The sequence below is a fragment of the Agromyces sp. Marseille-P2726 genome (assembly GCF_902809835.1).
In the GTDB taxonomy this organism is placed as follows: Bacteria; Actinomycetota; Actinomycetes; order Actinomycetales; family Microbacteriaceae; genus Agromyces.
Genome location: NZ_CADDWM010000015.1, coordinates 716,486 through 730,038, shown reverse-complemented (window position 1 = coordinate 730,038; position 13,553 = coordinate 716,486). Strand labels below are relative to the sequence as shown.

16 protein-coding genes and 1 tRNA gene are annotated in these 13,553 nt (G+C 70.1%); 6 read left to right on the top strand and 11 right to left on the bottom strand.

Going from position 1 to position 13,553, the window contains the following annotated elements:
• Positions 1-63: 63 nt before the first annotated feature.
• Together HUS56_RS16090 and HUS56_RS16085 are read right to left on the bottom strand one after the other, a co-directional pair.
• Positions 64-954 (bottom strand): helix-turn-helix domain-containing protein, encoded by an 891-nt coding sequence (locus tag HUS56_RS16090; protein WP_173924402.1) that lies wholly within the window; start codon positions 952-954, stop codon positions 64-66.
• Positions 951-2,270, bottom strand: a complete 1,320-nt coding sequence (locus HUS56_RS16085; protein WP_173924401.1) for a nicotinate phosphoribosyltransferase — start codon at positions 2,268-2,270, stop codon at positions 951-953. Before HUS56_RS16085 ends, HUS56_RS16090 begins: the two co-directional genes overlap by 4 nt.
• Positions 2,271-2,311: 41 nt before the next feature.
• Between HUS56_RS16085 and murI the strand changes: the two genes are divergently transcribed.
• From murI to rdgB, 3 genes are read left to right on the top strand one after another with little or no spacing between them, the layout of a single operon-like run.
• Entirely contained in the window at positions 2,312-3,139 is an 828-nt protein-coding gene (gene murI, locus HUS56_RS16080) for a glutamate racemase (protein ID WP_173924400.1), read from the top strand.
• Between the two features lie 45 nt (positions 3,140-3,184).
• A complete protein-coding gene (gene rph / locus HUS56_RS16075; RefSeq protein ID WP_173924399.1) occupies positions 3,185-3,982 on the top strand; it encodes a ribonuclease PH in 798 nt (265 codons plus the stop codon).
• A complete protein-coding gene (rdgB, locus tag HUS56_RS16070) occupies positions 3,979-4,605 on the top strand; it encodes an RdgB/HAM1 family non-canonical purine NTP pyrophosphatase (protein WP_173924398.1) in 627 nt (208 codons plus the stop codon). The genes rph and rdgB overlap by 4 nt, the downstream gene beginning before the upstream one ends.
• 81 nt (positions 4,606-4,686) lie before the next feature.
• Here rdgB and HUS56_RS16065 read toward each other — a convergent pair whose 3' ends face one another.
• On the bottom strand, positions 4,687-5,598 hold the full coding sequence (locus HUS56_RS16065) for an RNA polymerase sigma-70 factor (protein WP_173924397.1): 912 nt from the start codon (positions 5,596-5,598) through the stop codon (positions 4,687-4,689).
• 195 nt (positions 5,599-5,793) lie between these two features.
• Between HUS56_RS16065 and HUS56_RS16060 the strand changes: the two genes are divergently transcribed.
• The gene (locus HUS56_RS16060) at positions 5,794-6,738 is read left to right on the top strand and encodes an NAD(P)-dependent oxidoreductase (RefSeq protein WP_173924396.1); all 945 of its coding nucleotides are present in this window, start codon (positions 5,794-5,796) and stop codon (positions 6,736-6,738) included.
• An 89-nt stretch (positions 6,739-6,827) separates the two neighbouring features.
• The gene (locus HUS56_RS16055) at positions 6,828-7,760 is read left to right on the top strand and encodes a cation diffusion facilitator family transporter (RefSeq protein ID WP_173924395.1); all 933 of its coding nucleotides are present in this window, start codon (positions 6,828-6,830) and stop codon (positions 7,758-7,760) included.
• A gap of 27 nt (positions 7,761-7,787) precedes the next feature.
• Here the strand turns inward: HUS56_RS16055 and HUS56_RS17195 are convergent, their stop codons facing one another.
• From HUS56_RS17195 to HUS56_RS16030, 6 genes are all read right to left on the bottom strand, one after another.
• Positions 7,788-8,126 carry a hypothetical protein gene (locus HUS56_RS17195; protein ID WP_217424039.1) on the bottom strand — a complete coding sequence of 113 codons (339 nt, stop codon included), beginning with the start codon at positions 8,124-8,126 and terminating at the stop codon, positions 7,788-7,790.
• Complete coding sequence (locus tag HUS56_RS16050; protein WP_217424038.1) at positions 8,060-8,938, bottom strand: epoxide hydrolase family protein; 879 nt, start codon at positions 8,936-8,938, stop codon at positions 8,060-8,062. The genes HUS56_RS17195 and HUS56_RS16050 overlap by 67 nt, the downstream gene beginning before the upstream one ends.
• A gap of 107 nt (positions 8,939-9,045) precedes the next feature.
• A complete protein-coding gene (locus HUS56_RS16045) occupies positions 9,046-9,723 on the bottom strand; it encodes a helix-turn-helix domain-containing protein (protein ID WP_173924394.1) in 678 nt (225 codons plus the stop codon).
• Between the two features lie 60 nt (positions 9,724-9,783).
• Positions 9,784-10,569, bottom strand: a complete 786-nt coding sequence (locus tag HUS56_RS16040; RefSeq protein ID WP_173924393.1) for a DedA family protein — start codon at positions 10,567-10,569, stop codon at positions 9,784-9,786.
• Between the two features lie 163 nt (positions 10,570-10,732).
• The gene (locus HUS56_RS16035) at positions 10,733-11,389 is read right to left on the bottom strand and encodes a heme oxygenase (biliverdin-producing) (protein ID WP_173924392.1); all 657 of its coding nucleotides are present in this window, start codon (positions 11,387-11,389) and stop codon (positions 10,733-10,735) included.
• A gap of 97 nt (positions 11,390-11,486) precedes the next feature.
• Entirely contained in the window at positions 11,487-12,029 is a 543-nt protein-coding gene (locus tag HUS56_RS16030; protein ID WP_173924391.1) for a YbaK/EbsC family protein, read from the bottom strand.
• Positions 12,030-12,102: 73 nt separating this feature from the next.
• Here HUS56_RS16030 and HUS56_RS16025 point away from each other — a divergent pair, with 73 nt between their 5' ends.
• A complete protein-coding gene (locus HUS56_RS16025) occupies positions 12,103-12,972 on the top strand; it encodes an LLM class flavin-dependent oxidoreductase (RefSeq protein WP_173924390.1) in 870 nt (289 codons plus the stop codon).
• Positions 12,973-13,014: 42 nt separating this feature from the next.
• Here HUS56_RS16025 and HUS56_RS16020 read toward each other — a convergent pair whose 3' ends face one another.
• Both HUS56_RS16020 and HUS56_RS16015 read right to left on the bottom strand, forming a co-directional pair.
• Complete coding sequence (locus HUS56_RS16020; protein WP_173924389.1) at positions 13,015-13,206, bottom strand: hypothetical protein; 192 nt, start codon at positions 13,204-13,206, stop codon at positions 13,015-13,017.
• Between the two features lie 195 nt (positions 13,207-13,401).
• A tRNA-Leu gene (locus HUS56_RS16015) sits at positions 13,402-13,483 on the bottom strand.
• Positions 13,484-13,553 lie beyond the last annotated feature (70 nt).

Sequence of the window (13,553 nt, the reverse complement as noted above, 5' to 3'; positions counted from 1 at the left end):
CGCCGCTCCTTCCCGTTGGTGAGGAGGCTAGCGAGGGCGAGTTCGCGTGTGATTGTACGAATTTCACCGGGATCCGCAGGCCTGCTCGCCCGGCTCCCGCGTCACGGGCAGGGGCACCTCGTCGAGGGGTACGAAGTTCGCGGCATCCGGGCCGAACTCGCTCACGCGACGCAGGTAGTCGGCGGGGGAGTATCCGCTGAACCGGCGGAATGCTCGGATGACGTGCGGCTGGTCGTAGTACGGCGACGCCGCGGCGAGCTCAGCCCACGACGGCATGGGGTCGCCGATGGGCAGGTCGGTGACGAACCGGTGGAACCGCAGCACCTCGGCGAAGCGCTTGGGAGTGATCCCGCACGCCGAGACGAAGTGAGTGATGAGCGTCTTGTGCGACACGCCCGCGCGCGGCGCGAGCGCGCCGATCCGCGCATGGGGGTCGCTCGCGAGACCGTCGAGCGCGGTCGTGACGATGGGATCGGCCGGGACGCCCGTTCGACGCCGGTCGCGGAGGACGGCGGCGAGTGCGCCGATGAGATCGTCCGCCTCGGGCGATCGGGATGCGGCATCGACCGCAGCGCGGAGCCGTCGCGCGAGCGCGGCGATGCCTGGCAGCACCTCGTCGGCGGGTCGCACGCGTGCCGTGACCGTGCTGGGCGGTGCCTCGCTGAACGCACGTAGGCCCTGCGGCGTGAACTCGACCCCGACGTGCCGGATCAGGGTCGGGCTCTCGATGACGAGGTACTCCGACTGGATGCCCGAGACGAATGCGTCGTCGACGCGCGACGCCGCCCCTCGCGGATCGAACAGCCGATACGGATCCGAGAGGTTGACGATCACATGCACGAACGGCAGCGGCAGGATCTTCTCGTACGTTCGAATCCGCGCCGCCTCGAGGTACCAGAGTCTGGTGACGAACGGCCGCCATTCGGCGGGAGGCTCGCGCTCCTCGAAGATCACCGGTACGTCGTGGGGATGACCGCTTCGCCCCGACCGAGCCGGAAGGCCTCGATCGGAAGCTCCTGCATCACCTCGGCGCGATGCGCGCGGGCCGCGCGCGTGCCCGCGGCACCGAGAAAGGCCGGGTCGGCCACTCCGTCGGCCATGAGCTGCACCATGAGCGGGCGAAGTCGGCTCCCGGGCTCGAACTCGGCCTCGCCCTCGGGACCATCGCCGATGTACACGATCTCCTCACGTGCGGTGCGAGTCGAGTCGAGCCGCCGGGCCGCGTTCTTGCGGCCGCCGATGCTCAATTTGGACTTCGAGGCCTTGGCGACGGCGATCCACTCGCCGGAGTCGTCGCGCCGGGCGACGAGCTTGTAGACCATGCCGGCCGCTGGAGAACCCGATCCTGTGACGACGGAGGTGCCGACCCCGTACGAGTCCGCCGGTGCGGCGGACAGGCCCGCGATGGTGTACTCGTCGAGGTCGCTCGTGACGGTGATCTTCGTGTCGACCGCGCCCAGTGAGTCGAGCTGCTCGCGCACCGCCGCGACGACGGTCGGGAGGTCGCCCGAATCGATGCGCACCGCACCGAGTCCGGTGCCAGCGACCTTCACGGCCAACTCGACGCCCTGGGCGATGTCGTAGGTGTCCACGAGCAGCGTGGTCGACGGGCCGAGCGCCTCGACCTGCGAGCGGAACGCACGCTCTTCGGTGTCGTGCAGCAGCGTGAACGCGTGGGCGGCGGTGCCCATGGTCGGGATGCCCCAGGTGCGTCCGGCCTCGAGGTTCGACGTCGCGTCGAACCCGGCGATGTATGCGGCACGTGCCGCAGCGACGGCGGCGTGCTCGCTGGTGCGCCGAGAGCCCATCTCGGCGATGGGTCGGCCGAGTGCGACCGACACCATCCTCGCCGCAGCGCTGGCCACCGACGAGTCGTAGTTCAGGGTCGACAGCACGAGCGTCTCGAGCATGACCGCCTCGGCGAAGGTCGCCCGGATGGTGAGCAGCGGCGAACCCGGGAAGTACGCCTCGCCCTCGCGGTAGCCCCAGATGTCACCGCGGAACCGGTAGTCGGCGAGCCAGTCGAGGGTCGACGGCTGCACGACCTCGTGCTCGCGGAGCCACTCGAGTTCGGCGTCCTCGAAGCGGAAGCGGTCGATCAACTCGAGCAGTCGGCCCGTGCCCGCGACGACGCCGTAGCGGCGTCCGTCGGGCAGCCGCCTCGCGAACGCCTCGAAGAGGCTCTCGCGGTGGCCGGTACCGTCGCGGAGCGCGGCATCCACCATCGTGAGCTCGTAGCGGTCGGTGAACAGCGCAGCAGACCCGGTCACACGAGAAGCCTACTGGCGGGACTCACCTAAGCTTGGATGTCGTGACGGATGCACCGATCGGGATCTTCGACTCCGGGGTCGGCGGACTCACGGTCGCCCGGGCGGTGAAAGACCAGCTGCCCCACGAGTCGATCCTGTACATCGGCGACCTCGAGCACTCGCCGTACGGACCCAAGAAGATCGCCGACGTCCGCGGCTACGCGCTCGCGGTGCTGGACGACCTCGTCGCACAGGGCGTGAAGATGCTCGTGATCGCCTGCAACACCGCGTCCGCCGCAATGCTGCGCGACGCGCGCGAGCGGTACGACGTGCCCGTCGTCGAGGTGATCCAGCCCGCCGTGCGCCGTGCGGTCGCCACCACGCGCAACCGGCGAGTCGGGGTCATCGGCACCGCAGGCACGATCCAGTCGCGGGCGTACGACGATGCGTTCGCGGCCGCACCGCAGCTCGAACTGTTCTCGGCGGCCTGCCCGCGCTTCGTCGAGTTCGTCGAGGCCGGCGTCACGAGCGGCGACGAACTGCTCTCGGTGGCCGAGGAGTACCTCGCACCGCTTCGCTCGGCCGCGGTCGACACGCTCGTGCTCGGGTGCACGCACTACCCGTTCCTCAAGGGCGCGATCTCGTACGTCATGGGCGAGGAGGTCACCCTCGTGTCGAGTGATGTCGAGACCGCGAACGATGTCTACCGCGTGCTCGTGTCGAACGGCATGGAGCGTCGCGCCGCGACCGCACCCACGTATCGCTACGAGGCGACGGGCGACTCCACGAGCGCCTTCCTCGACCTCGCCCACCGGTTGATCGCGCCCGAGATCCCGAGCGTCGAGCTCGTGCACACCGGCGCCGTGAACCTTCCGCCTTCGGCGCGCTGAGCATCACCCCTCGACGAGCCCAGGGACCCTACGACAGGAGAACAGATGACCGAGGCATCCGACACCCCTTCGACCGGCTCGGCGACCGGGGCCGACGTGGTCCGGGCCGACGGGCGCAGCCCCGACCAACTGCGCGAGGTCACGATCGAGCGCGGCTGGAGCGCGCATGCCGAGGGCAGCGCGCTGATCTCGTTCGGACGCACGAAGGTGCTCTGCACGGCGTCGTTCACCAACGGCGTGCCGCGCTGGATGACCGGCAAGGGACGCGGCTGGGTCACGGCCGAGTACGCGATGCTTCCCCGCTCGACGAACACGCGCAACGACCGTGAGTCGGTGAAGGGGCGCATCGGCGGACGGACGCACGAGATCAGCCGGCTCATCGGTCGAAGCCTTCGTGCCGTCGTCGACACGAAGGGGCTCGGCGAGAACACCATCCAGATCGACTGCGACGTGCTCCAGGCCGACGGCGGAACCCGCACCGCGGCGATCACCGGTGCCTACGTCGCCCTCGCCGACGCCGTGGAGTGGGCCCGCGCGCAGAAGTTCATCGGGCAGCGCGCGAAGCCGCTCATCGATACCGTCTCGGCGGTCTCGGTCGGCATCATCGATGGCACGCCGATGCTCGACCTGGCCTACACCGAAGACGTGCGTGCCGAGACCGACATGAACGTCGTCGCGACGGGCCGAGGGCTCTTCGTCGAGGTGCAGGGCACGGCCGAGGCGGCGCCGTTCGACCGCCGCGAACTCGATGCACTGCTCGACCTCGCGCTCGCCGGCACCACCGACCTGACGAACCTGCAGCAGGCGGCGCTCGCCCAGACGGAAGCGGCGGTCGGCTCATGAGCCTCGACCTCGTCGTCGCCAGTCATAACCCGAAGAAGCTGCGCGAGTTCCAGCGCATCATCGGTGAGCGGATGCCGCAGGCGGTCGTGCATCCGTACGACGGACCCGAGCCCGTTGAAGACGGCCTCAGCTTCGCCGACAACGCCCTGATCAAGGCACGCACCGCGGCCCAGCACACCGGGCGCATCGCCCTCGCCGATGACTCGGGAATCGTGGTCGATGTGCTCGGCGCGGCGCCCGGCATCTTCTCCGCTCGATGGGCGGGGCACGGCGCTGGAGACCAGGCGAATGTGCGGCTCCTCCTCAACCAGCTCGCCGACATCCGTCGCCCGAATCGCGGTGCGTCCTTCCACTGCACCATCGCACTCGTCGTGCCCGAGGCCGTGATGTCGGGCGGGCACGAGTTCGTGACCGACGGCGTCTGGCGCGGCGCGCTCGCATACGAGCCGCGCGGCTCGCACGGATTCGGCTACGACCCGATCTTCGAGCCCGAGGGGCTCGAGGTGACGTCGGCCGAGCTGCTTCCCGAGGAGAAGGACGCCCGAAGTCACCGGGCGCGCGCGTTCGCCACCCTCCTGCCAGAGCTCGAGTGGGTCGCGGCGCGACTCGGCACGTCGGCGTAGCTCGATCCGCGCAGGAATCCCGATCGCGCTGGAGTCCTGATCCATGGGGATTCCAGTGATCGAGCGGGATTCGGGCGTAGCTCAGCGCTCGCGGGCGACGAGGGCGTTCAGGTCGCCGACCGCGCCGAGATGACGGAGCTTGTCGGGGTTCAACTGGTTCCCGATCACGGCGATGCGTCCGTCGGCGACGTGCACCATGAGCACGCTGAGCGCCTCGCCGGCCGGCGTCGCGACGCGCACGGCCGGTTCGCCGTTCACCCGAGTGGGTTCCATCCGTACCCCCATGGCGGCGCCGCGGCGTACGAGCCCCGCAAGGAATCGTGCCACGGCCACCGCGCCATGGATCGGATGCGCGATGGCGGGCGCCTTGCCGCCGCCGTCGCCGTAGAAGACGACATCGTCGGCGAGGACGCCTGCGAGCGCCTCGACATCGCCGGCGCGGAGCGCGGTGAAGAACACGTCGATGAGGGCGGCGTCGCGTGCGGCGTCCGCCTCGAATCGGGGCCGGCCGGCGGCGATGCGGATCCGCGCACGGTGCATGATCTGGCGGCAGGCTGCCTGGTCGCGTTCGAGGATGTCGGCGATGACCTCGTAGTCGACGTCGAACACTTCGCGGAGGATGAACACAGCGCGCTCGACCGGCCCCAGTCGCTCGAGCACGGCGAGGAAGGCGAACGACAGCGTCTCGTCGCGTTCGATCCGGTGCGCCGGATCGGCGTCGTCGTCGGGCAACGGCTCGGGCAGCCACGTGCCCGTGTAGAGCTCGCGGGTGCGTCGAGCAGAACGCAGTGCATCGATCGCAAGGCGTGTGGCGACCGTCGCCGCGAACGCCTCGGGCCGTTCGATCGGTTCGCTGCCGAGCGAACGCTCGTGCAGGCGCAGGTAGGCCTCCTGCACGACATCTTCGGCCTCGGTGACGCTGCCGAGCATGCGGTAGGCGATGGAGAACATCAGGGGGCGGAGTTCGCCGAGCTCCGCGGTGGAGGCGGGCATGCTCCGAGCCTCGCACAGGTAATGGTCGTCGTGCCTGCCATGGCGGAATCCCGTTCGCGCGCAGGAGTCCTCGCCGGTGGGGATTCACGCGCACGAGCTGGATTCCGCGGCGTGGACGACGCGATTCGTGACCTTCCGCTGTCACAGCGACCGCGGCCCATCCGTCGGAGGGGGTGAGAGAAGGGAAGAACCGACATGCGAGTCTTCATCGCGGGCGCCACGGGCGCCGTGGGATCACGCCTGGTGCCGCTGCTCGTGGCCGAGGGCCACGAGGTGACCGGAACGTCGAGGAGCGAGGAACGCCTCGCCGCGATCGAACGGGCGGGCGCGACCGGCGTGGTCATGGACGGGCTCGATGCGGCATCCGTTCGCCGTGCTGTCGTCGCCGCTCGCCCCGAGGCGATCGTGCACCAACTGACGGCCCTCGCAGGCGGTCTCGAACTCAAGCACTTCGACGGGGGGTTCGCCGTCACGAACGAGCTCCGCACTCGGGGAACCGACCACCTCCTGGCGGCGGCGGCCGAGCTGGACTCGCCTCGGCTCGTGGCGCAGAGCTTCACCGGCTGGCCCAATGAACGCACCGGCGGCCCGGTCAAGACCGAAGAGGATCCGCTCGATTCGTCGCCCACGGGGCCGTCGCGCGAGACCCTGGCCGCGATCCGCTACCTCGAGCGGGCGACCACCGAGGCGGGCGGGCTCGCCCTGCGCTACGGCGGCCTGTACGGACCCGGCAACCTGCTTGGACGAGACGGGTCGCGCGACGGCGAGATCCTCGCCATGGCTCGGGCGCGACGGTTCCCGATCGTCGGCGGCGGCACCGGCGTCTGGTCGCTCGTGCACATCGACGACGCGGCATCCGCCACCGCGCTCGCGTTGACTCGCGGGGCGCCCGGTGTCTACAACATCGTCGACGATGACCCGGCACCGGTGTCGGAGTGGCTGCCCGATCTCGCGCGGGCCATCGGGGCCAAACCGCCTCGGCACCTGCCCGCCTGGGCCGCGCGCCCGCTTATCGGCGAGCACGGTGTCGCCATGATGACGACGGTGCGAGGATCATCGAACGCGAAGGCGAAGCGCGAACTCGGGTGGGAGCTCGCGTACCCGAGCTGGCGGGAGGGATTCCGCACCGGGCTCGGATGAGTGGGCCGCGGCGAGACGGCGAGCGATGAGAACGCGGATCATTCCCAACACGACCGAGCTCCGGTATCCGAGCCTACGCTGGAAGGGACATGACCTGCTCATTCGACGACGCGCACGCCCACGGGGCGACCGCGAACCGAGCCCGCCTCATCGCCGCCACCGCGATCATCGGCGCGTTCCTCGTGGTGCAGGTCGTGGGCGGTGTGCTGAGCGGTTCGCTGGCGCTGCTCGCCGACGCCGGCCACATGGCGAGCGATCTCATCGGCCTCGTCATCGCCCTCATCGCGGCCATGGTCGCGGCCCGCCCGGCGACCGACCGGCAGACGTACGGCTACCGTCGTGCCGAGGTGCTCGGGGCGCTCGTGAACGGCGTCATCCTCGTCGTGGTGGCCGTGTCGGTCGCGGTCGCGGCCGTCGGCCGGCTCGTCACGGGCGGCGAGGGCGAGGCCCACGAGGTGCAGGGCGTGCCGATGCTCGTCGTCGCGCTGCTCGGCATGATCGCGAACCTCGCGGCGCTGCTCGTGCTGCGCGGCGGCGCGAAGGACTCGATCAACATGCGCGGGGCGTACCTCGAGGTGCTCGGCGACCTGATCGGGTCAGCGCTGGTCATCGTCGCGGCCGTGGTCATCGTGACGACCGGTTTCAACGCCGCCGACCCCATCGCGTCGCTCGCGATCGCGGCGCTGATCGTGCCGCGGGCGCTGTCGCTGCTTCGCGACGTGGTGCGCGTGCTGTTCGAGTCGGCGCCGGTCGAAACCGATGTCGCCGAGATCCGGGAGCACCTGCTCGGCACGGTCGGCGTCGTCGCGGTGCACGACGTGCACGTGTGGCAGATCACCTCCGGATCCCCGGTCTTCAGCGCCCACGTGGAGGTCGAGACCGAGGTGTTCGAGTCCGGGCGCACCGGGGAGCTGCTCGATGAGCTCGGCGGATGCCTCTCCGATCACTTCGATGTCGAGCACTCGACATTCCAGCTGGAACCGGCGGGCCGTGCGGGACACGAGCTGCCGTGGCATCCGTGACCGTCGGATGCCGCGTCCACACCGCGCTCACACGGCGAGCAGCCTCGCGAAGTAGGCCCTGATGTCGCCGACGAGTTCGTCGGGCGCCTCCATGGCCGGGAAGTGGCCCCCGCGACGATGCTCGTTCCAGAACGCGAGGCGCCCGTCGGGGTTGAGGATGCGCTGCATGAGCGGCTCCTTGCCGAAAGCCGCCATGCCCTGCGGCCGATCGTGGTGGCGCCCCCAGGCGGCCTGGGCGTGCGCCGCCTCGTAGAGCATGTTCGCGGCGCCGTCACCGGCTCGCCCGAACCACGAGACCGTCACCAGGGTGAGGAGTGCATCGAGGGCGACGGCGTCCTCCGGGAGGTCGGCGTGGGGTCGGTCCACTCCTGGAACTTCTCGAGGATCCACGTCGCCTGCGCCATGGGGGAGTCGGTCAGTCCGTACGCGATACTCAGCGGACGCGTCGTCTGCAGCGCCAAGTAGCCGAAGTCCTCGGTGCGGGCGTCCTTCAGCTGCTCGTGGCGCTCGTGCTCCTCGGGCGTGAGGTGGTCGGTCGGCGGCGTGTACTGGGTGGCGATCGCACCGGGATCGGTGGCGGCGATCGAACCGAGCACGCGGTCGCCCGCGTCGAGGCAGAGCTGCTCACTGACGCCGGCGCCGACGTCCTCACCGAAGACCGCGTAGCGGTCGTAGCCGAGCGCCTGCATGAGCTCGTCGAACGCTCGGGCCGTGCGCACGATGTCCCAGCCGTGGCTTGTGAGCGGGGTCGAGAATCCGAACCCCGGCATCGACGGGGCGACGACGTGGAACGAGGGTGCCGGTCCCACGCCCGACATCGGGCCGGGTCGCTCGGCGAGCATCGGCGCGATTCCTGCGAACTCGACGAAGCACGACGGGTAGCCGTGCAGGAGCAGCAGGGGCACGGCCGCGTCGTCCGCGGCGCGCACGTGCAGGCCGTGGATCGGCTGACCGTCGACCTCGGTGTGGAACTGGGGAAGCCGGTTGAGGCGCGCCTCCTGTGCTCGCCAGTCGTACGCCTCCAACCAGTACCGCGCGAGCCGTCGGGCGTACGGCACGGGCGTGCCTCGCGCCCAGTCGTCGCTCAGCGCGGCGGGCCATCGCGTGCGCTCGAGGCGTTCGCGAAGGTCGGCGAGGTCGGCGTCGGGAATCGCGATCGTGTACGGCCTGATGTCCATGGCGGCATCCTCTCGATGGTTCGACGCGTCGAGTGAAGCGGATGCCGCGGGCGCTGTCTTGAACCGGAACGACACTTTCCACGTGGTGGCGCCGCGGGCCGCGCCCCCTACACCGGCTCGTCGCGGTGCTGCGACTGCGCGGGCGTGTACCCGGTGAGCTGCTTCACGTCGCGGGTGAGGTGCGACTGGTCGGCGTATCCGAGCGCGTAGGCGACGTCGGCGATCGCCTCGCCCGTGCGGAGCCGGGCCGCGGCCTCACGCGCGCGTGTGATCTGGCGAACCTGCCGCAGGCTGCGGCCGGTGACCCGGGTGAAGTGCCGCTCGACCGTGCGCGGCGACACCGGCGGTTCACTTCCCTGCAGCGCGGCATCGATCACGTCGTCGTGCGCGAGCAGGCCGTCGTCTTCGAGTGCGGCGAGCAGTGCGTCGACGGTTTCGTAGTCGGGCATCGTCCAGGTGCGGTCGCCGAGTACGAAGTGGTCGTCGTCGGGCATCGTCAAGGGCACGGTGCGGTCGCACATCGAGCGTGGTTCGACATGGGTGAAGAAGGTGCCCTGCGTGAACCGCACGCCGACGTGTCGGTTGCCGGCACGGTATGGCACGACGGTCGGCCGTGACGACGGCCCGCTGAACAGCACACGCGACCCGACCGGCATGCGGGTGAATATCAGGTCGAAGCACGCGTCGGCCGACGCGAGGTAGGTGCCGTCGCTGACGTCGACGGTACGCCAGACGATGTCGACGAATCGGGACGATGAAGCCTTCTCCTCATAGAGGAAGCCCATGGCGCCGAGTGTAGTCCCGCCCTCCGACACGCCGGAGGCGACGCCTCGAGAGGCGCGGACTCAGCGCTGCTCGGGACCCCGGTCGTCGCCGTCGAGGTGCGGCGGACGCTCGAACACGTCGGGGTCGAGCACGAGCTCCTCGGCCTCGTCGTGGTCGGTGACGACGTCGGCCCCGGCGCGCTCGGCGCGCTTGGCCTTGGCCCGCTCGCGGAAGTAGTGCCACGCGGTCACGGCCGCCGTGCCGCCGACGGCGATGAGCAGGATGACGTCGATGTACTCGCGCACGAGGTACGCGACGGGCGGGATGAACCCGATGAGGTAGCCGAACATCGTGAGGCCGAAGCCCCAGATGACGGCGCCGGTGAAGTTGTAGAGCGTGTACCGGGCGCGCTTCATGTGGCCGACGCCGGCCGCGACCGGAGCGAAGGTGCGCACGATCGGCACGAAGCGGGCGAGGATGATCGTGAGGCCGCCGAACCGCTCGAAGAACGCGTTCGTGCGCTCGACGTTCTTGACGCTGAAGAGCCCGCTCTCTTTTCGTTCGAACACCTTCGGACCGCCGCGATGGCCGATCTCGTAACCGACCTCGCCGCCGATGAAGGCGGAGAGCCCGATGAGCAGGGCGACGATCCAGACGCTCACGCCGAAGACGCCGTTCGGTGCGGCCGGCGTCGAATGCGAGAGCAGGCCCGAGATCACGAGCAGGGTGTCGCCCGGCAGGAGGAACCCGACGAGCAGGCCCGTCTCGGCGAAGACGATGAAGCACACCACCAGGAGCGCCCACGGCCCGGCGCCGGCGATGATGGTCTCGGGGTCGAGCCATGGGATCAGGGCCGTGTTGATCATGCGGAAGAGCTCCAGTGGTGGGACACAGCGGATGCCGGGTCAACGTGCGGCGGGGTGTCGTTGCAGTCTATCGATCGACGCCACCGGCGCGCCGGGCGCGGCTCGGAAATCATCCGCGAGAATGATCGGATGCCGCGGCGCGACCATGCGGCATCCGTCGATCTCAGCGCGCGAGCGCCTCGAAGATCGCACTGTTCATGCGGAAGGACACCCGCACCTCGTCGACGAGCACGTCGACGTCGGCAGGCGAGAGCGCCAGGGCGTTCATCGACTGGCGGTAACGGCGCTTGATGCCGACGACGCCGTCGGCTTCCACGTCGAAACGGTAGAAGGTGAGCTGGTCGGGCGTCGCGCCGTAGTGCCGTGTGACGAGTGCGGCGATCGCCTGCCCGCCCGACAGGTCGCCGAGGTAGCGGGTGTAGTGGTGGGCAAGGTACCGCACGTCGTCGCTCGCGATGGCCCTGAGGTGATCGGCGTAGTCGCGGGTCTCGGGCAACGGTGCGTGCGTCTCGCGCCAGTCAGGCGCACCGAGCGCGCGCAGGTCGGCCTCGATCGCACTCATGCGCGCCAGCGCCGGGTCGAAGACGGCCGGATCGTCGGAGCGGGCCGTGCGCGACTCGAGCGCGTCGTACACCCAGGCGAGCTGTGCGAGGTATCCCGTGTAGTCGTCGAGCGAGAGCTCGCCCCCCATGAGCGCGGTGACGAATCCGCGGCTCTCGGCCGCGCGATGGTCGTCGGCGGACGCGGTGCGAACGAGCGCGGCGACGTCGAGCGGTTCGGTGACCGGGGCTGGCGCATCCAGCGGGGGAGCGATGGGCATGGCGGGCCTTCCATCGAAGTTAGGTAATCCTTACCTCACAAGCTACGGGCTGCGCGGCCCGAAGGGAAGGGCGTCGGCCAGCCGATCATCCAGCCGGTCAGCTGCCTTGCGCGATCGTCAGCACCTCGGCACCTGGAAGATCGGCGAGGAATCCGCCAGTCGCGAGCAGCTTCGACCCACGGATGCCGCTGCCGATGATGAGGCGATCGCGGGTCGCGACGGACGCGTCGACGAGGATCGGCCAGTCGGAGGGGAGGCCGACCGGCGTGATGCCGCCGTACTCCATGCCGGTGAGCTCGACCGCCACGTCCATCGGAGCGAACGAGAGCCTGCGGGCGTCGAGGTGGCGCCGCACGATGCCGTTGACGTCGAGCCGATCGGCGCCCCGCACCAGGCAGGCTGCGTACCAGGTGCGCTCGCCTCGGCGCGCCTGCACGATGACGCAGTTTGCGCCGTCATCCATGGAGATCTCGTAGTGCTCGCAGAACGCCGCGGTGTCGGCGAGGGCCGGGTCGATCGCCGCGACGAGCACGTCGGGCGCCCCGATCGCGCCTGCAGCGCTGAGCGCGGCGGCCGTCGGCGGGGCGAGCAGCTCGGGCGACTGAAGGGCGGGCGTGAAGTCGAGGATTCCGAAGCGCATGGTGTGCTCAGGCTACCGGCGCGCGCGATCCCGGTTCGGCCGGGTGTCGGCGGTGCGCGATAGCGTCGCGCGCATGCAGCACGGGTTCATCTTCACCGGCACAGACCCCGAACTCGCGGTCGAGCTCGCCCCGCTCGCCGAAGCCTCCGGGTGGCACGCGTTCTTCGTGTGGGAGGGCATCTGGGCGACCGATCCCTGGGCGACGCTCGCGGCCGCCGCGATGCTGACCGAGCGCATCCGACTCGGCACCATGCTCACGCCGGTGCCACGGCGGCGGCCGTGGGAGCTCGCCGGGCAGACCATGACCGTCGACCGTCTGTCGAAGGGGCGCGTCATCCTCTCGGCGGGGCTGGGCGTGCCGCAAGACGTCGAACAGCGCTTCTGGATCTTCGAAGACGACCCCGGCCGCAGGGTGCGTGCCGAGTTGCTCGACGAGGGGCTCGAGCTGATGCAGCGGCTCTGGCAGGGCGAGCCGTTCGAGTACGAGGGCGAGCACTTCCGCGCCCACCGCACCGACACGATGCTGCCGCCGGCGATCGTGCAGCGGCCGCGCATCACCACTTGGGTCGTGGGCGTGTGGCCGCGAATGAAATCCATGCGTCGTGTCGCGCGCTACGACGGGTGGATCCCGAACTATGCACCGCCGAGCGCAAGCGGCATCGACCCGCTCGAACAGCAGCGCACGTACACCCCCGAGATCACCGGCGAGGCGATCGCGTGGATCCGCACCGAACGCGAGCGACTCGGCCTCGCCGACCGCGCCTTCGATGTGGTGCAGGAGGGCACGACGGGCGGCACCGATCCGGCTGCGGATGCCGCGGTGGTGCGCCCGTGGGCCGATGCGGGTGTCACGTGGTGGCTCGAGTCCGACTGGCAGGTGCCGGCCGATGAGGTCGCCGCGTACGCACGTGCCCGCATCACGGCCGGGCCGCCGCTGCGGTGATCCGGTGCGGTCCGTGCTGCCGCGGCATCCGAGCCGCTGGGGTCACTCGAGGTTGTCGACCGGGGTTTCCTCGTCCATCGGGTCGCCCTCGCTCGCGCTCGTCACCTTCGTACCTTCTTCGGCCGCCCGGCGATCGGCCTCCGCCGAGTCCAGCTGGTTGTCGTCGGCGTCTGGGTCGAGCGGAGCATCGGGGTCGCGATCGGGGTTCAGCATGCCGCCATTGGAATCGGTCACGATCGGCTCCTCTCAGGGCGCCGGCGCTCTTCGCCGGCATCGGACTGCGACGGTAGCGCGAAGGCCGAGGCACCGGCAGAGGCTTGCGCCGCACACGCCTCGGGGTTCGCCGTCGCGCCGCGATCCCGGTCGATCGAGCCGCGGACGGCCTCGCGTCGACGAGAACGCCCCGCCAAGAAGGGGTCGTGAGATGCGTGCGGAAGGTGGGACTTGAACCCACACGCCCGAAGGCACAGGAACCTAAATCCTGCGTGTCTGCCAGTTTCACCACTCCCGCGAGTGCTCGAACAGTCTAGGCGGTGTGCTCCGAGCGACGCCGTCCGGGCGCTTCGGTCGCGAAGGGTCCC